A 17537-nucleotide genomic window follows, 5' to 3' on the forward strand; every position below is an offset into this window, starting at 1 on the left:
CGATCGGGCCGAGGCGGGGTCAGCCCCGGGTGGCGCCGAGCAGCGCCTGGACGGTGCGGGAGGGGCTCGGGCGGCCGAGGCGCTCGGCCATCCAGCCGCTGGTCGCGACCAGCGCGCGCAGGTCGACGCCGGTTCGGATGCCGAGCCCGTGCAGCATCCACACCAGGTCCTCGGTGGCCAGGTTGCCGGTGGCGCTCTTCGCGTACGGGCAGCCGCCCAGGCCGCCGGCCGAGGCGTCCACCGTGGTGACGCCCTCGCGCAGCGCCGCCAGGGTGTTGCTGAGCGCCTGGCCGTAGGTGTCGTGGAAGTGCACGGCGAGCCGGTCGGCCGTCACGCCGGCCTTCGCGAAGCCGGTCAGCAGGGCGCTGACCTGGCCGGGAGTGGCCACGCCGATGGTGTCGCCGAGGCTCAGCTCCGCGCAGCCGATCTCCAGCAGCTGCACGCCGTACCGGACCACCTGTGCGACCGGGACGGGCCCCTCCCAGGGGTCCCCGAAGCACATCGAGAGGTAGCCGCGGACCGCGACCCCGGCCTCGGCGGCCCCGGTCACGACCGGGCGGAACATCGCCATGGCCTCGTCCGCCGAGCGGTTGAGGTTGCGCCGGGCGAAGGTCTCGGTGGCGCTGGCGAAGACCGCGATGTCGGTGGCGTGGTGGGCGAGCGCTCGGTCGAGGCCGCGCTCGTTGGGCACCAGCACCGGCAGCCGCAGGCCGGGGTGACGCTCCGGCAGGTCGGCGAGCCGGGGCATCAGCTCCTCGGCGTCGGCGAGCTGGGGTACCCATTTCGGGTGAACGAAGCTGGTGGCCTCGACGGTCTGCAGCCCCGCGGCCGCGAGCCGGGCGATGAACTCCGCCTTGACCTCGACGGGCACCAGCGAGCTCTCGTTCTGCAGGCCGTCGCGCGGGCCGACCTCGTGGATCCGGACCTCCTCGGGCAGGCCGGGGGCTCGGACCGGGTCGGGCAGACCCAGGTCGAGGGCGTCGGGGTCGTGGGCGATGGGCTCCTGGGTGGTCACGACCGCACCTCCGCGGGCTCGGCGGCCTCCTCGGCCGGGGTGACGACGACCAGCAGGTCCTCCATCGCGACGGTGGCTCCGGCGGCGGCCCGCAGCTCGGCCACCACGCCGTCGTGCGGGGCGGCGATCACGTGTTCCATCTTCATGGCCTCCAGCACGAGCAGGGGCTGGCCCTTGCGGACGGTCTCGCCCGCCGTGGTCTTCACGACGGTGACGGTGCCGGGCATCGGGGCGGTCAGGGCGCCGTGGTGCGCGCCGGCCCCGGCGGCGCTCTCGACGGCCGGGTCGTAGGCGTGCAGCGGCCAGGCGTCGCCCTCGATGCCGAGCCAGGTCACCGGTCCGGCCGCCAGGCCGGGGGTGGTGTCGGTGGCCAGCGCGAAGGCGGTCTGGAGGCCGTCGACGGTCAGGTGCAGCCGGTCGCCGGCCAGGGTGGCGCGGGCGCGGTGGACCGGCCCGGCGTCGAGCCGGAGCTCCACCTCGCGGGTGAGCCCGGCGGAATTGTCAGTGGCGTCGGCTACGTTGCCCGCAGTGATCGAACGGATGCGCACCGACACCGGATCCTGGCCGGAGGCACGGAGTCGGTGGGTGGTCCAGGCGGGGGCGCCGCCCAGGCGCCAGCCGGAGGGAAGGGAGAACGGGTCGGTCCAGCCGCCGGGGTCGGCGGCCGGGGTGAGTTCCAGGTGCCGTGCCAGCGCGGCCGCGTAGTAGAGGAGGTGGGCCGGTGACGGCGGTTCGGTCGCCGGCGTGTCGGTTCCGTCCGCGGGGCGGGCGGCGTCCGTGCCCCCGGCCGTGGCGGTCGCGTTCGACAGGGCCGCGTTGGACGGGGAGTACGGCGCGGCTAGCAGGGCCGGCTGCTGCTGGGCCGTCTGTTCCACCAGACCGGTGTCCAGTCGGCCGGCGACGACGTCGGGGTGGGCGAGCAGTCGGCGCAGGAAGCCGGTGTTGGTGGTGACACCCAGGATGCGGGTGTCGGCCAGCGCGGCGCGGAGCCGGCGCAGCGCGGTCGGGCGGTCGGGCCCGTACGCGATGACCTTGGCGAGCATGGGGTCGTAGGCGCTGGTGACGACGGTTCCGGGGGTGACCCCGGAGTCGACGCGAATGCCCTCGCCCCGGGGCTCGTCCAGGGTGAGGATGCGGCCGCCGGTGGGCAGGAAGTCGCGCTCCGGATCCTCGGCGCAGATCCGGGCCTCGATGGCGTGGCCCAGGAAGGAGATGTCGGACTGGGTGAAAGTGAGCGGTTCGCCGGCGGCGACGCGCAGCTGCCACTCGACCAGGTCCAGTCGGGCTGAGTCCGGGCCGACGGCGACGGCGAGTTCGGTGACGGGGTGTTCCACCTGGAGACGGGTGTTCATCTCCATGAAGAAGAAGTCCCGCACCCCCTCGGCGGCGGCGGGGGCGTCAGGGTCGATGCCGGGGACGATGAACTCCACGGTGCCGGCCCCGGTGTAGCCGCAGGACTCTGCGGCACGGACGGCCGCGGCGCCCATCGCGGCGCGGGTCTCGGCATTGAGGAGAACGGAGGGAGCCTCTTCGATCAGCTTCTGGTGGCGGCGCTGCAGGCTGCACTCGCGCTCGCCGAGGTGGACGGTGGTGCCGCGGGCGTCGGCCAGCACCTGCACCTCGATGTGGCGCGGCCGGTCGATCCAGCGCTCCAGCAGCAGGGTGTCGTCGCCGAAGGCGGTGCGGGCGACGCGGCGGGCAGCGGCGATCTCGGTGGGCAGGTCGGCGCGGTCCCGCACCAGGCGCATGCCCTTGCCGCCGCCACCGGCGGAGGGCTTGAGCAGCACGGGGTAGCCGATCTCGTCGGCGGCGGCGACGAGTTCATCGTCGGTGGGCGCGGTGGCCTGGCTGCCGGGGACCACGGGGACGCCGGCGGCCCGCACGGCCTCCTTGGCGTTGATCTTGTCACCCATCAGCTCGACCGCGCCGGGAGGCGGTCCGATGAAGACGAGGCCCGCGTCGGCGCAGGCGCGGGCGAAGCCGGGGTTCTCGGCGAGGAAGCCGTAACCGGGGTGGACGGCCTGGGCGCCGGTGCGGCGGGCGGCGGCGAGGATCTGGTCGGTCCGCAGGTAGGTCTCGGCGGCCGAGCTGTCGCTGCGGTCGACCGGGCCGAGGCGGACCGCGACGTCGGCCTCGCGGACGTGCGGGGCGTCGGCGTCCGCGTCGCTGAACACGGCGACCGAGCGGACACCGAGCCGTCGCAGGGTGCGGATCACCCGCAGGGCGATCTCGCCGCGGTTGGCGACCAGAACTGTGTCGAACATGGGAGGCGATCCTCCGGGTCGAGGGGAGCCGTACGAAGGAGGTGGCGGTGGGCGGTTGGGGCGCCGGCCCGGAGGGTGGGCCGGCGCCGTGGGCGTCACACCCGGAAGAGCGGGGTCACATCAGGAGGTGCATCACGAGGGTCACACCACGAAGGGGCGCGGTGCGAGGTGTCACATGAGGTGTCACATGCGGAAGACGCCGTACGGCGCGGGCGGTGCCAGCGGGGCGTTGGCGCAGGCGGTGAGGGCGAGGCCGACGGCGGTGCGGGTGTCCATCGGGTCGATCACACCGTCGTCCCAGAGCCGGGCGGTGGCGTAGTAGGCGTTGCCCTGACGCTCGTACTGCTCGCGGACGGGGCGCTTGAACTCCTCCTCCGCCTCGACCGGCCACTCCTCGCCGTGCGCCTCCAGCTGGTCGCGGCGGACGGTGGCGAGGACGGAGGCTGCCTGCTCGCCGCCCATCACGGAGATCTTGGCGCCCGGCCACATCCACAGGAAGCGAGGTGAGTAGGCCCGGCCGCACATCGAGTAGTTGCCGGCTCCGTACGAGCCGCCGATCACCACGGTCAGCTTCGGGACGCGGGTGCAGGCGACGGCGTTGACCATCTTGGCGCCGTGCTTGGCGATGCCGCCCGCCTCGTACTGCCGGCCGACCATGAAGCCGGTGATGTTCTGCAGGAAGAGGAGGGGGATGCCGCGCTGGTCGCACAACTCGATGAAGTGGGCGCCCTTGAGTGCCGACTCGGAGAACAGCACGCCGTTGTTGGCGACGATGCCGACGGGGTGGCCGTGAATCCGGGCGAAGCCGGTGACCAGGGTCGCGCCGTACTCGGCCTTGAACTCGGCGAAGCGACTGCCGTCGACCAGCCGGGCGATCACCTCGCGCACGTCGTAGGGCGTGCGCGGGTCGACCGGGACAGCCCCGTACAGGCCCGCCGGGTCGACGGCCGGCGGCTCGACCGGAGTGAGCGGCCACGGCTTGGCCGCGCGTGGGCCGAGCCCGGACACGATGGTGCGGACGATGGAGAGGGCGTGGGCGTCGTCCTCGGCCAGGTGGTCCGTCACGCCCGAGGTGCGGGAGTGGAGGTCGCCGCCGCCCAGTTCCTCGGCGGTGACCACCTCGCCGGTGGCGGCCTTCACCAGCGGCGGCCCGCCCAGGAAGATCGTGCCCTGGTTGCGGACGATCACGGCCTGGTCGCTCATCGCTGGGACGTACGCGCCGCCGGCCGTGCAGGAGCCGAGCACGGCGGCGATCTGCGGGATGCCCGCGGCGGAGAGCCGGGCCTGGTTGTAGAAGATCCGGCCGAAGTGGTCGCGGTCCGGGAAGACCTCGTCCTGCATCGGGAGGAAGGCGCCGCCGGAGTCCACCAGGTAGACGCAGGGGAGCCGGTTCTCCAGCGCGACCTCCTGGGCGCGCAGGTGCTTCTTCACCGTCATCGGGTAGTAGGTGCCGCCCTTGACGGTGGCGTCGTTGGCGACCACCACCACCTCGCGTCCGGCGACCCGGCCGATGCCGGCGATCACCCCGGCCGCGGGCGCGGCCCCGTCGTACATCCCGTCGGCGGCCAGCGGGGCCAGCTCCAGGAAGGGCGAGGCCGGGTCGAGCAGGGTGTCCACCCGGTCGCGCGGGAGGAGCTTGCCGCGTGCCGTGTGCCGGGCGCGGGCCTTGGCGCCGCCGCCCAGGGCCGCCGCGTCGAGCTTGGCGCGCAGTTCGGTGACCAGTGCCTGGTGCGCCTCGGTGTTGGCCCGGTAGGCCGCGGAGCCCGGGTCGACGGAGGTGCCGAGCCGGGGAGCCGGAGCGGCGGCTCCCGGCGGTACGGCACCCGGTGTCGCAGCCGTGCCGTTCGCCGCGCTGAGCCGGACGCCGGAGGGGGCGCCGGTGGTTGAGATGACCATTCCCAAGAGCTCCCTTGCCCTCGGCAGCAGGTGGGCGGGCCGAATGCCGGTGCGCCCGTGGTTCCTACGTTAATTAACGTTAACTTACGCGCCCAGGTTAACGGTCGATAACCCGACTGTCTACGATGGGCAGCATGCCGAACGTCCCCGCTACCCCCGCGCTCCCACGCCGCGACCAGATCCGCCGGGAGGCCGCGCGACTGTTCGCCGCCCGCGGCTTCCTCGGCGTGGGCGTGGACGAGATCGGCAAGGCCGTCGGCATCAGTGGCCCCGGGCTCTACCGCCACTTCGCCGGCAAGGACGCGATGCTCGCCGATCTGCTGATCGGCATCAGCGAGCGCCTGCTGGAGGAGGGGCGGCGTCGGGCGGGCGGCGGCGACGGCCCGTCTGCCGCGCTGGACGCGCTGATCAGCGGCCACGTCGACTTCGCCCTGAACGACCGCGACCTGATCACTCTGCACGACCGTGAGCTGCTGAACCTCAAGGAGGAGGACCGTCGCACCGTTCGGCGGCTGCAGCGCGGCTACGTCGAGCTGTGGGTGGACGTGGTCCGGCAGGCCTACCCGCCGCTCGCCGGCCCCAACGCCGAGCCGGTGGCGCGGGCCGCCGTGCATGCGGTCTTCGGCCTGATCAACTCGACCCCGCACAGCCTCGGCCCGAACCCGGCCCAGGGTGAGCGCACCGGCCTGCAGCGCGACGGCATGGCCGCGCTGCTGCACACCCTCGCCCACGGAGCCTTCGCGGCCGCCGCCGACTCGGCGGCTGCCGACGCGCCCGGGCGGGACTGACACTCGGGCGGGCCGGATGCCCAAGCGCACCGCCCGCCCCCAGTCCTAGGTCCAAAGGACGGCGCCCGCCCGCCCCTGGGCCGCTGGGCGCCCGTCGGGCCATCGGCGACCCTGGAGGGGCGACGGACTCACGGACCGCAGCTGTGATCGATCGGGAATCAGCGCAGGCCGCAGACTGTTGCCCAGTCCGCCGGACCGGACGATCCGGGCCGCCCCGGCGCCCGCCCCGACCGTCTCGCGCGGCCGGAAATGCCATGGCGGCCACCCGACGAAATGGTTAGCATTCCTAAATATGCCCGAGACTCATGGATCCACGGTGGAGCAATCCCCGAGCGGCCCGGTGGCCCCCGAGCCGCCCACGGACACGCTCGTCGAGCAGCAGCCCGAGCCGCACCCCGACGCGCCCACCGAGGCCAGCGGCTGGCTGCGCCGACTGATCGGCTACAGCTGGCGGTCCCGGCGCAGCCTGGTGCTCGCCTTCGGCGCCTCGCTCGTCGGCATGGCCGTCACCGCATTGGTGCCGCTGGTCACCAAGCTGATCATCGATGACGTCATCGTCGCCCACACCAGCTCGCTGACCCCGTGGGCGGTGGTGCTGCTGCTCGCCGCCGTCGTGGTCTTCGGCTGCACCCAGGTCCGTCGCTACTACGGCGGTCAGCTCGCCCTCGATGTCCAGCACGACATGCGCAGCGACCTGTTCCGCTCGCTCGGTCGGCTCGACGGCCACCGCCAGGACCGCCTGGACACCGGCCAGGTGGTCGGGCGCGCGACCTCCGACCTCCAGCTGATCAACGGCCTGCTCTCGATGCTGCCGATGATGACCGGCTACCTGCTGATGTTCGTCATGTCGCTGGCCGTGATGCTCTGGCTGTCAGCGCCGCTCACCCTGATCGCCCTGGTCATGGCCCCCGCGCTGTGGTGGGTCAGTGTGCTCAGCCGCAAGCGCCTGTTCCCCGCGACCTGGGCCGCCCAGCAGGAGGCGGCCGCCGTCGCGGGCGTGGTGGACGGCGCGATAGGCGGCGTCCGGGTGGTCAAGGGCTTCGGCCAGGAGGCGCAGGAGCGGGACAAGCTGGAGCAGGCCTCCCACAACCTGTTCGCCGCCCGGCTCCGGTCGATACGCCTCAACGCCCGCTACAACCCGGCGATGCAGGTGATCCCGGCCCTCGCCCAGGTCGCGGTGCTGGCCTTCGGCGGTTGGCTGGCCGTCGACGGACAGGTCTCGCTCGGAACCTTCGTCGCCTTCTCCACCTACGTCGCGCAGATGACCGGCCCGGTGCGGATGCTGACCATGGTCATCACGGTCGGCCAGCAGGCCCGGGCGGGCGTCGAGCGCGTCCTGCAGCTGATCGACGAGCGCCCGCTGGTCCAGGAGCGCCCGGATGCCCTCACCCTGGACCTCACCCGCGACGGCACCCGCGACGGCACCCCGGACAGCAGCCCCGACCGGACCGGAAAGGACGGGACCGGAAAGGCCGGGGCCCGAAAGGACGGGACGCGAAAGGCCGGCAATCAGGAGACCGGAAGCCGGGAGGCCGGAACCCCGACCGGCACCACCGTCGGCCCGCGGACCCCCGAGGTCGCCCTGGAGTTCGACCAGGTCGAGTTCCGCTACGACCCCGAGCACCCCGCCCCCGTGCTGCACGGCCTCAGCCTGCAGCTGGCCCCCGGCGAGACCCTCGCCCTGGTCGGCGCCTCCGGCTCCGGCAAGTCGACGGTGGCCCAGCTGGTGCCCCGCTTCTACGACCCGGCCGCGGGCGCCGTCCGCCTCTACGGCCACGACCTGCGTGACCTCACCCTGGACTCGGTCCGCTCGGCGGTCGGCATCGTCCCCGAGGAGAGCTTCCTCTTCTCGGAGTCGGTCCGCACCAACATCGCGTACGGCCGCCCGGACGCCACGGACGAGCAGATCGTCGCCGCCGCCCGCGCCGCCCAGGCCGACGAGTTCGTGCGCGCGCTGCCGGACGGCTACGAGACCAAGGTCGGCGAGCAGGGCCTGACCCTCTCCGGCGGCCAGCGCCAGCGCATCGCCCTGGCCCGGGCGATCCTCACCGACCCCCGGATCCTGCTGCTGGACGACGCCACCTCGGCGGTGGACCCGCAGGTCGAGGCCGAGATCCACGACGCGCTGCGCTCGGTGATGACCGGCCGCACCACCCTGCTGATCGCCCACCGCCGCTCGACCCTCCAGCTCGCCGACCGGATCGCCGTCCTGGACCGCGGCCGGCTGCTGGACATCGGTACCCACGAGGAACTCGAAGCCCGATGTCCCCGGTACCGGGCCCTGATCACCGACCCCGAGGCCGGCCGTACCCCCCAGCCCGAGCCCCTGCCGGAGCAGCGGCCCCAGCTCGAACCCCAGCCCGACCACGCCGAACAGGACGAACAGGACGGCCGGGGCGCGCAGGACGGCCGGAGCGCGCAGGGCGGGCAGAGCAGCCCGGTCGAGCAGCCCCCCGCTCCCGTGACCGCCGCCACCCCCGCCCTGGCCAAGGCGGCCCGCACCGCCGACCCCGACCTGATGGCCAAGGTCGCCGCCCTCCCGCTGGCCGCCGACACCCCCGCCGTCCCCCGCGCCGAGGCAGAGGCCGGCGACCCCGACTTCACCCTCGGCCGTCTGCTGCGCCCCTTCCGCATCCCGCTGGCCCTGGCCCTCCTGCTGGTCGCGTTGGACGCGGCCGCCGGTCTGGTGCTGCCGGTACTGATCAGGCACGGTATCGACGAGGGCGTCCGCAAGGGCCTGATGGCCGGCGTCGCGGTGGCCTCGATCACCGCGCTGGTCGTGGTCCTGCTGGACTGGGTGGTGCAGAGCGCCGAGAACCGGGTCAGCGGCCGCACCGGCGAGCGCGTGCTCTACACCCTCCGGCTCAAGATCTTCGCCCACCTCAACCGGCTCGGCCTGGACTACTACGAGCGCGAGCTGACCGGCCGGATCATGACCCGGATGACCACCGACCTGGACTCGCTGACGTCCTTCCTGCAGACCGGCATGGTCACCGCCGTGGTCAGCCTGCTGACCTTCGCCGGGATCTTCGTCGCCCTGCTGATCATCGACGCCGGCCTGGCGCTGGTGGTCTTCGCCGTGCTGCCGCTGCTGGTGATCGCCACCCTGGTGTTCCGCAAGAAGTCCAAGGACCAGTACGAGCGCTCCCGCGACCTGATCAGCACGGTCAACGCCGACCTGCAGGAGAACGTGGCCGGCATGCGGATCGTCCAGGCCTTCCGTCGGCTGGACACCAACACCGACCGTTTCGTGGCCCGGGGCATCGCCTACCGCGAGGCCAGGGTCCGTGCGCAGTTCTACATCTCGCTGTACTTCCCGTTCGTCCAGTTCCTCTCCAGCGTGGCCGCCGCCCTGGTGCTGATCGTCGGCGCCGCCCGGGTCGACGCCGGGACGCTGACGGTCGGCGCGCTGGTCGCGTACCTGCTCTACATCGACCTGTTCTTCGCCCCGGTCAATCAGCTGTCCCAGGTGTTCGACGGCTACCAGCAGGCCTCGGTGGGCCTCGGTCGGATCCGCGAGCTGCTGCGCACCCCGACCACCACCGCCGAGGCGGCCGACCCGGTCCCGGTGCCCAAGGGGCTGCGCGGCGAGATCTCCTTCGAGGGCGTCGGTTTCGCCTACAACGGCGGCGCGGACGGTGCCCCGGAGGTGCTGAGCGGCGTGGACCTGCACGTGCCCGCCGGTCAGACGGTGGCGCTGGTCGGTGAGACCGGCGCCGGCAAGTCGACGCTGGTCAAGCTGGTCGCCCGGTTCTACGACGCGACGGCCGGCACCGTCCGGGTGGACGGTGTCGACCTCACCCGCTACGACCTGGCGCAGTACCGCCATCGTCTGGGCGTGGTGCCGCAGGAGGCGTACCTGTTCGCGGGCACGGTCCGCGAGGCGATCGCGTACGGCCGGCCGGACGCCTCGGCGGCCGAGGTGGAGGCGGCGGCTCGGGCAGTCGGCGCGCACGACATGATCGTCCGGCTGTCGGGCGGTTACGACCACGAGGTCGCGGGCCGTGGGCGGAACCTTTCGGCGGGCCAGCGCCAGCTGATCGCCCTGGCCCGGGCCGAACTGGTCGACCCGGACATCCTGCTGCTGGACGAGGCCACCGCGGCGCTCGACCTGGCCACCGAGGCGGCGGTCAACCAGGCCGCCGACCGGCTCAGCGGCGGTCGCACCACCCTGGTCATCGCGCACCGCCTGACCACCGCCGAGCGCGCCGACCGGGTGATCGTGCTGGACCACGGCAGGGTGGTCGAGGACGGTACCCACACCGAACTGCTCGCCCGGGGCGGCGCGTACGCCCGGCTCTGGCAGGCGTTCATCGCGGACGGCCACCCGGCGGCCGAGGCGGTCGCCGCCGGGTAGACCGTCGGGCCTCGACCGAAAGCCGCCCGGACCCGGAGCAGTTCGAACCGAAAGCAGTCCGAACCGAAAGCCGTCCGACGGTGAAGCCGTCAGGCGGCGATCAGCGAGGCCAGCAGCCCCGAGGCGTCGATCCCGCGCGGCAGGTCGCTGACCTGCCCGTCCCCGACCTCGACCACCCGCCAGCCGGAGCCGTCGGCCCGGCTGGCGAGGTCGGTGGTGACGAAGCGGCAGCCGAGTCTGCGCACCAGCGCGGGGACGTCGGTCAGGTCAGGCTCGACCTCCTGGTGCGGGGCGTCCGGGTGCGGCCCGACCAGGATCGGCCGGCCGTCCAGCCACCACACCCGGGCCTCCACAGCCCGCTGGTCCGCACCGCCCGGTCCACCGTCCGCACCGCCCGGTCCACCGTCCGCACCGCCCGGTCCACCGTCCGCGCGGTCCGACCCGTCGTCCGCCTGACCCGCCCCGCCGCCCGCACGCTCGAACTCCTCGTACCGCCGCAGTACCACCCCGCCGGTCAGGAACTCGCCCTGCAGTTCGACGAACCGCCCGACCACCCGACCGACGGCCGCCAGGTCGGCCAGCTCCGGCACGTAGCAGGCCTCGTCCCATTCGTGCTTGCGCGACTTCACGTAGTCCTTGACGATCGCCGGTCCGCTCCCGCCGAGCCGGGCCGCGGCCGCCGCCAGTTCCTCCGGTCCGGGCGCCACCGCCCCGGCGGTCGGGATCCAGACGCTGGGCGGGGTCGCCCCCTCGAACGCGCCGTACCAGCCGGGCAGTTCGTGTGCCGCCGCGTAACCGGGCGCGCTGGTCAGCGGGTTGCCGCCGCGGGCGGTGAGTGCGGTGGCGAACTCGGCGTACCGGGCGGAGGGGAGCATCCAACCCCGGTACCAGAGCGGGCCGCAGCCGTGGGGCACCCGCCGGACCGCCTCCTCGGCGCGCCCGGCGAGCAGCGCGTCGTGGTCGATCAGGTGGTGATCGCCGCCCAGCTCCCGCAGCATCCTGGCTTCCCAGGTGAAGTGCGGGTCGGGCCGGTGCGGGTTGAGCGGATCGGCGGGAAAGAGGATCGCGGGTACGGACATGGCGGCCAGAGTACGGCCGGCGGGCCCGCCCCGGCGCGCGCCTCGGCGTCCGATCGGCGCAGGGCGTGGTCCGGCGGTTCAAGTGCGTGGCCAGGCCGGTGAATTCGCTCGACGCCCTGGTCGAGCGCTGTCAGAGTGTCCCGATGCGAAATCTGCTGCGACCCCGTAAACGCGTTCCCCGGCAGGCCGCCCGGACGGTGGTGCTGGACGAGACCGGCTCGGTGTTCCTGCTCCGTTCGGACAACGACGAGGTCGGCGTCCACTGGACCATGCCGGGCGGTGGACTGGAGCGGGGCGAGAGCCCGTTGGCCGGTGCCAGACGCGAGCTGTGGGAGGAGACCGGCTGGACCGACCTCGAACCCGGCCCGTTGCTCTGCACCTGGGAGCACGACTTCACCTGGCACGGCATCCCGGTCCGCCAGCACGAGCACATCTACCTCGCCAGCGGACCGCGCCGCGGCCCGGTCGGCGACGTCAGCGCGGTGCACACCGAGGACCGGATCCTCGGCTGGCGCTGGTGGACCCCGGCCGACCTCGCCGACGAGAACGCCGACGCGCTCTGGCCGCCCCGGCTCCCGGAGTTGCTGGACACGGTCCGCGCGGGCTGGGCGGCCGACGGACTCCCCCCGGTACCCGTCGACCTCGGCTACATCCCGAACGCCCCGGCCACCCGGTAGCCCGACCAGGCTGACGGGCGCCGCTACCCGCGCCCGCCGCGCCGCCCCCGCCCGGCGGCCGGACCGGGCTCCCAGCCGTGCAGGTCCAGCTCCCGGTCGTGCAGGGCCCAGGGGTTCATCATCACCGTCAGCTGGGCGTGGGCCAGTTGTTCGACGGTGAGCCCGGTCTCGGCGAGCAACTGCTCGGTCGACACCGAGACGGCGATGGCGGGGCGCCAGGAGGGCAGCACGACCAGGCTGGTGCCGCGTCCGACCCGGATCGGCTCCGCCGCCGCCCGGACCGGCGTCCGTTCCTCCGAGCGGCCGACGGCGTCGGGCTGGCCCGGGCTGCCGCCGATCAGGATGCCGAGCGGCGGTTCGGTCCGGGAAACCCCGGCACCCGCCCCGGTTCCGGTCCGGGCTCCGGACGAAGCCCCGGACGAAGCCCCGGACGAAGCCCCGAACGGAGCTCTGAACGCGCCCTCCACCGCAGCGGCCGGACGCGCGTGATCGGCCACTGTCCCCGTCGCGCCGGTCAGTTCACCTACCCACCCCGCACCGCGCGGCTCCGCGCCCGCTGGGTCGGTCGCGGCCGTCTCCCGTGCGGCCGCCTCCTGCCCGGTCCGGTCGGCCTGCGGGTGCATCCGGCGCAGTCGGCGCGAGGGCGACGGCCGGCGGGAGCCGGAGCTCCGTACCTCCTCGCGGGCCGAACGCGGGGCGGGCGCGGGCTGGTTGGCCTCCGCAGGCGTCGCCGGCTGCTGGAGCCGTACGAACCCCGGCCCGGTGTCGCCCGCGGGGGCGTCCTGCTCGGTGGGGTCCTCCCCGGCCTCCTCGCCGAGCAGTGCCCGCACCTCCTCGACGGGCCGTCGGCAGGCGGCCGCCAGCTCGGTCAGCGTGCGCCCCTTGGCGCGCGCGGCCCGCAGCCGGTCGGCGAAGGCGGCCCGCAGCCTCGCCGTCGTCGGATCGCCTTCCGCCGCGGCCGGGTCGGCGGTCGCGGCGAGGTACGCCTCGGTGTCCTCCTGGGTGCGCGGCCGCGGCACCGAGTCGTGGCGGGCGGCGCAGCCCTGCCGGGTCGCGCCGGCCGCGGCCGCGCCGCCCTCGGCCGCCGTGGCGATAGAGCAGATCAGCGTGGAAAGCGCGTCCGGCACGGACGTTGCGGCCGGGGCAGTCGTGACGGCCGTGCCGGTCGGTACGGCGGCCGGAGGTGAGGAGTCGGCGCTGTCCGCAAGTGGGCCGGGCAGGGCGGGGTCGGTGGTGGTGAGATGGTGCGAGGTCATCGGCGGGCCCTTCGGGGGACGGTCTTGACGATCCTCCCGCACCGCGCGACCAGCTCCAAGCGTCATTCCCGGGCGTGTGCGCGCGACCACCGAGAGATCACCGCCGCCCCCTACCTGGCGTATCGGCTCAACTGCCGGGCGCGACGAAGCCCTTGAGGTCGGCGAGTACCGCGTTCGCTGCCGTGACGCCGAGCCCGAGGAACCAGCTCTCGTCCGAAACCGGCCGGGCCCGACCGGACTTGACCGCGCCGAGGGTGTGGACGACGCCGACCGGCTGGATGCCGAGCGAGAAGACGTTGTCCAGCTCGCCGGTGTCCAGCACCACGACCTGGGTGGGCTTGGCCGGGATGACGGTCTCGCCCATCGCGTGCTTGACGGTGCGCGGGTGGACGCCGGAGGCGGCGTCGGTGCCGAAGCCCTTCATCCTCTCGATCACGGTGGCGTAGTCGTCGCCGCCCTGCTTCACCGACTTCTGGTCCGGCGATGAGCCGCCGCCGCCCGGGCTCGCTCCGCTGCCGCCGGTCCCGGCCGATCCGCCGGAGCTGCCGCAGGCCGTGAGCAGCCCGCCGAGGCCGAGCACGGCGGCGCCGGTGACTCCGGCGGTGAGGAAGCGGCGGCGGGTGGGGGTGCGGGGGACGAGAGTCGGGCCGTCGGAGTCGGGGGCCACGCGACGCTCCTTCACGGGGCGGGACAAGTCAGCCAAAGTTAGGTGAGGCAAACCTGTCCTGCCGCTCGCCGTGGCCCCCAGTCGAGGGAGCTCGCCGGGGAGTCAGGAGTCATCGTGCCGGCAAAGGCCCGGTGCCGTCGGGGGGCTGATACCGGCAAAGGCCGGTGCCGCCGAGGAATTGCCGCTATCGTTCAACGCATGAAGCGCTTCACGGGCCTGTGCTGGTGGCCGTCCTAGGACGGCCACCTCATTCGCCTGACCAGGGCCGTCCGGGATGGACGGCCCTGCTGCGTTTCCCCCGCGGGACGGGCCCCTCGCCCCGGACGGCCGACACCACCGCCGTACCGAGGGAGAACCCCGATGACCACCGCCACCATGTCCGACCTGACCGCCTCGGACCCGATCGCCGACCCGGCCGCCCACCGCGTCCTCACCGGTGACCGCCCCACCGGCCCGCTCCACCTCGGCCACTACTTCGGCACCCTGCAGAACCGCGTCCGCCTCCAGGACCGGGGCGTCGAGATGTTCGTGCTGGTCGCCGACTACCAGGTCATCACCGACCGCGACCTCGCCGACCGGCTCGCCGAGCACACCGAGAACCTCGTCCTCGACTACCTCGCGGCCGGCCTCGACCCCGACCGCGCCACGATCTTCGCGCACAGCGCCGTCCCCGCCCTCAACCAGTTGCTGCTGCCCTTCCTCAGCCTGGTCAGCGTCGCCGAACTGAGCCGCAACCCCACCGTCAAGGACGAGATCGCCCACTCCAGCCAGGCGGCCGTCAACGGACTGATGTTCACCTACCCCGTCCACCAGGCCGCCGACATCCTGTTCTGCAAAGCCGACCTCGTACCGGTCGGCCGGGACCAGCTGCCCCACCTCGAAGTCGCCCGCACCGTCGCCCGCCGCTTCAACGAGCGCTACCCGCACGCCGACGGCAGCGCCGTCTTCCCCCGGCCCAAGGCGCTGCTCTCCGACGCCCCGATGCTGCTCGGCACCGACGGCGGCAAGATGAGCAAGAGCCGCGGCAACGCCGTCTCCCTCGGCGCCACCGAGGACGAGACCGCCAGGATCATCCGCGGCGCCAAGACCGACGCCGAACGCCGCATCAGCTACGACCCGGCGAACCGCCCCGAGGTGTCTGGCCTGGTCCTGCTCGCCGCACTCTGCCAGGAACGTGCCCCCGAGGCGATCGCCGAGGAGATCGGCGACGGCGGCGTCGCCGCGCTCAAGCGCACCGTCACCGAGTCGGTCAACGAGTACTTCCGCCCGCTGCGCGCCCGCCGCGCCGAACTCGCCACGGACCGCGGCCACCTGCGGCAGGTCCTGCGCGACGGCGCCGCGCGGGCCAACGCCATCGCCGACGCCACCCTCGACGAGGTACGGGAGGTGATGGGGGCGATCTGAAGAGCCCTCAGCCGGCCGGTCCGGGGCTGCCCGACCCGAGGGGTCCCCGACCCGGGTAGTCCCCGACCCGCGGAGTCCTCGGACCGTCGACCGGTGGACATCGGCCGGTCAAGGCGGGGGCATATCGTCACCGGGCGGCCTCGACCACACCCCGAGGCCGCCCGCACCCCACTCCTTCCCCGAAAGGCCCGGCCCATGGACCAGAACCCGACCACGCCCGGCCAGGGACTGACCCGCCCGCCGCACCTGCGCCCCGGCGACCACATCGCCGTCGTCGCCCCCAGCGGCCCGATCGACCCCGCGCGACTCACCGCCGGCTGCGAGATCCTCCGCTCCTGGGGCCTGCGCGTCACCGCCGCCCCGCACGTCCTCGACACCCACCCCGCCCTCGGCTACCTCGCCGGCACGGACGCGGACCGCGCCGCCGACCTCCAGGGCGCCTGGCTCGACCCCACCGTCGACGCCGTCATCTGCGCCCGCGGCGGCTACGGCGTCCACCGCATCGTCGACCTGATCGACTGGACCGCGATGCGCGCGGCCCGACCCAAGCCCTTTATCGGCTTCAGCGACGTCAGCTCCCTGCACGAGGCCTTCGCCCAGCGCCTCGGCCTCGCCACCCTGTACGGGCCGTTGGCCGCCGCCGCCTCCTTCGTGGACGACGGCCCCACCGCCGAACACTTGCGCCGGACCCTCTTCGACCCCGCCTCCACCACCGTCCTCACCTCGCCCACCGCCACCGCGCTCGTCCCCGGCCGCGCCCGCGGCGTCACCGCCGGAGGATGCGTCCACGTCCTCGCCGCCGAGCGCGGCACGCCCGCTGCGCGCCCCTCCTATGCGGGCAGCATCCTGATCCTCGAAGACGTGAACGAGCACCCGTACCAGCTCGACCGCCTGCTCACGCAGTTCCTCCGCTCCGGTGCCCTCGACGGCGTGGCGGGCATAGCCCTCGGCTCCTGGGAGGGCTGCGGACGCCCCGAGCGCGTCCGGGACGTGATGCTCGACCGCCTCGGCGGCCTCGGCGTGCCGGTGATCTGGGAACTGGGCTTCGGCCACTGCCCGTCCACCCTCACCGTCCCGCTCGGTGTTCCCGCCCTGCTCGACGCCGACGCCGGCACCCTCACGCTGGATCTGCCGGCCCTGTCCTGAGTCGTCCCCTCCTCCGCAGTCTCCTCTCCTCCGCAGTCCTCTCCTTAGCCGTCCTCTCCTTGGCGCCCGTCGGGCCCGGACGGGTGAGTAGGGTGCGGCCATGAACGAGGACCGCCTCACCGCCCTTGCCCTCGGATTCCTCCGCGGCCCGGGCAGCAACGCCCGCACGATCCTCGGACTTGCCGGCCCGCCCGGCGCCGGCAAGTCCACCCTGGCCCGCCACCTGGTCGCCGAGGTCGAACGCGTAGAAGGCCCCGGCACCGCCGCGTACGTCCCGCTCGACGGCTTCCACCTCTCCGCCGCCCAGCTCGACCGCCTCGGCCTGACCCATCGCAAGGGAGCCCCGGCCACCTTCGACGCCCACGGCTACCTCGCCCTGTTGCGCCGCATCGCCGCCGACCGCTTCCAGGACATCTACGTCCCCGACTTCGACCGCACCCTGGACGAGCCGGTCGGCGCCCGCCACATCGTGCGTCCGCACACCCGCCTGGTCATCACCGAGGGCAACTACCTCGCCTCCGCCGACACCCCCTGGCCGGACGCCCGCCGACTGCTGCGGGAGCTCTGGTACGTCCACACCGACGACGCTGTCCGCGAGGAGCGACTGCTGCGCCGCCACCGCGAGGGCGGCCGGGACGAGGCCACCGCCCGCCAGTGGGTCGCGGGCAACGACCATCCCAATGGCGAGTACGTGAAGCCGGGCCGTGTGCTCTGCACCCGGACCGTCCCCGGGAGCGGTTTGCCTGAGGCGCCCGAGAGGGGTAGTGTTCTCTAGTCGCTCGGCAGGGGGCACCGGACACGCATCTGCGCGGACGGTCCCGGGGCGGCCAATCCTCTGAAACACCATTTCCGGTTCGTGCCGGTCGTTTTCGCGTTCTCGCGGTGCGGCTCGGTGCTTATTCGGCGTGCGCGTTTTATCGGATTGCGGCCGATTCGCTTTTCGGAGCGGGGATCGGCTAGAGTTTGAAACGTCGGACGGGGCGTCAAA

The 17537-nt window shown here is 73.6% G+C and carries 12 protein-coding genes; 6 read left to right on the forward strand and 6 right to left on the reverse strand.

The window, feature by feature from the left end:
- Positions 1-19: 19 nt before the first annotated feature.
- From ACZ3UD_RS18195 to ACZ3UD_RS18205, 3 genes are all read right to left on the reverse strand, one after another.
- Complete coding sequence (locus tag ACZ3UD_RS18195; RefSeq protein WP_465588029.1) at positions 20-1015, reverse strand: hydroxymethylglutaryl-CoA lyase; 996 nt, start codon at positions 1013-1015, stop codon at positions 20-22.
- A complete protein-coding gene (locus tag ACZ3UD_RS18200) occupies positions 1012-3279 on the reverse strand; it encodes an ATP-binding protein (protein WP_465588032.1) in 2268 nt (755 codons plus the stop codon). The genes ACZ3UD_RS18195 and ACZ3UD_RS18200 overlap by 4 nt, the downstream gene beginning before the upstream one ends.
- A gap of 183 nt (positions 3280-3462) precedes the next feature.
- Positions 3463-5175 (reverse strand): carboxyl transferase domain-containing protein, encoded by a 1713-nt coding sequence (locus ACZ3UD_RS18205; RefSeq protein WP_465588036.1) that lies wholly within the window; start codon positions 5173-5175, stop codon positions 3463-3465.
- A gap of 134 nt (positions 5176-5309) precedes the next feature.
- Between ACZ3UD_RS18205 and ACZ3UD_RS18210 the strand changes: the two genes are divergently transcribed.
- Positions 5310-5963 carry an SACE_7040 family transcriptional regulator gene (locus ACZ3UD_RS18210; RefSeq protein WP_465588039.1) on the forward strand — a complete coding sequence of 218 codons (654 nt, stop codon included), beginning with the start codon at positions 5310-5312 and terminating at the stop codon, positions 5961-5963.
- A 292-nt stretch (positions 5964-6255) separates the two neighbouring features.
- Positions 6256-10320 (forward strand): ABC transporter ATP-binding protein, encoded by a 4065-nt coding sequence (locus ACZ3UD_RS18215; protein ID WP_465588042.1) that lies wholly within the window; start codon positions 6256-6258, stop codon positions 10318-10320.
- An 89-nt stretch (positions 10321-10409) separates the two neighbouring features.
- Here the strand turns inward: ACZ3UD_RS18215 and ACZ3UD_RS18220 are convergent, their stop codons facing one another.
- Entirely contained in the window at positions 10410-11399 is a 990-nt protein-coding gene (locus ACZ3UD_RS18220; RefSeq protein WP_465588045.1) for an ATP-grasp domain-containing protein, read from the reverse strand.
- Positions 11400-11542: 143 nt separating this feature from the next.
- On the opposite strand from ACZ3UD_RS18220, the gene ACZ3UD_RS18225 reads away from it, so the two are divergent.
- On the forward strand, positions 11543-12076 hold the full coding sequence (locus ACZ3UD_RS18225) for an NUDIX hydrolase (protein ID WP_465588049.1): 534 nt from the start codon (positions 11543-11545) through the stop codon (positions 12074-12076).
- 23 nt (positions 12077-12099) lie between these two features.
- Here ACZ3UD_RS18225 and ACZ3UD_RS18230 read toward each other — a convergent pair whose 3' ends face one another.
- Entirely contained in the window at positions 12100-13332 is a 1233-nt protein-coding gene (locus tag ACZ3UD_RS18230) for a hypothetical protein (protein WP_465588052.1), read from the reverse strand.
- Positions 13333-13459: 127 nt separating this feature from the next.
- On the reverse strand, positions 13460-13999 hold the full coding sequence (locus tag ACZ3UD_RS18235) for a hypothetical protein (protein WP_465588055.1): 540 nt from the start codon (positions 13997-13999) through the stop codon (positions 13460-13462).
- A 360-nt stretch (positions 14000-14359) separates the two neighbouring features.
- On the opposite strand from ACZ3UD_RS18235, the gene trpS reads away from it, so the two are divergent.
- From trpS to ACZ3UD_RS18250, 3 genes are all read left to right on the forward strand, one after another.
- Entirely contained in the window at positions 14360-15403 is a 1044-nt protein-coding gene (trpS, locus tag ACZ3UD_RS18240) for a tryptophan--tRNA ligase (protein WP_465588058.1), read from the forward strand.
- A 195-nt stretch (positions 15404-15598) separates the two neighbouring features.
- Positions 15599-16549 carry a S66 peptidase family protein gene (locus ACZ3UD_RS18245; protein ID WP_465588061.1) on the forward strand — a complete coding sequence of 317 codons (951 nt, stop codon included), beginning with the start codon at positions 15599-15601 and terminating at the stop codon, positions 16547-16549.
- Positions 16550-16649: 100 nt separating this feature from the next.
- The gene (locus ACZ3UD_RS18250; protein ID WP_465588064.1) at positions 16650-17324 is read left to right on the forward strand and encodes a nucleoside/nucleotide kinase family protein; all 675 of its coding nucleotides are present in this window, start codon (positions 16650-16652) and stop codon (positions 17322-17324) included.
- Positions 17325-17537 lie beyond the last annotated feature (213 nt).

The organism is Kitasatospora sp. NPDC023118, assembly GCF_055560875.1.

What these genes read in the sequence shown, in the direction of transcription:
- ACZ3UD_RS18200 (WP_465588032.1), bottom strand. Translation starts at nt 3,279, where the DNA reads ATGTTCGACACAGTTCTGGTCGCCAACCGCGGCGAGATCGCCCTGCGG.
- ACZ3UD_RS18205 (WP_465588036.1), bottom strand. Translation starts at nt 5,175, where the DNA reads ATGGTCATCTCAACCACCGGCGCCCCCTCCGGCGTCCGGCTCAGCGCG.
- ACZ3UD_RS18210 (WP_465588039.1), top strand. Translation starts at nt 5,310, where the DNA reads ATGCCGAACGTCCCCGCTACCCCCGCGCTCCCACGCCGCGACCAGATC.
- ACZ3UD_RS18215 (WP_465588042.1), top strand. Translation starts at nt 6,256, where the DNA reads ATGCCCGAGACTCATGGATCCACGGTGGAGCAATCCCCGAGCGGCCCG.
- ACZ3UD_RS18220 (WP_465588045.1), bottom strand. Translation starts at nt 11,399, where the DNA reads ATGTCCGTACCCGCGATCCTCTTTCCCGCCGATCCGCTCAACCCGCAC.
- ACZ3UD_RS18225 (WP_465588049.1), top strand. Translation starts at nt 11,543, where the DNA reads ATGCGAAATCTGCTGCGACCCCGTAAACGCGTTCCCCGGCAGGCCGCC.
- ACZ3UD_RS18230 (WP_465588052.1), bottom strand. Translation starts at nt 13,332, where the DNA reads ATGACCTCGCACCATCTCACCACCACCGACCCCGCCCTGCCCGGCCCA.
- trpS (WP_465588058.1), top strand. Translation starts at nt 14,360, where the DNA reads ATGACCACCGCCACCATGTCCGACCTGACCGCCTCGGACCCGATCGCC.
- ACZ3UD_RS18245 (WP_465588061.1), top strand. Translation starts at nt 15,599, where the DNA reads ATGGACCAGAACCCGACCACGCCCGGCCAGGGACTGACCCGCCCGCCG.
- ACZ3UD_RS18250 (WP_465588064.1), top strand. Translation starts at nt 16,650, where the DNA reads ATGAACGAGGACCGCCTCACCGCCCTTGCCCTCGGATTCCTCCGCGGC.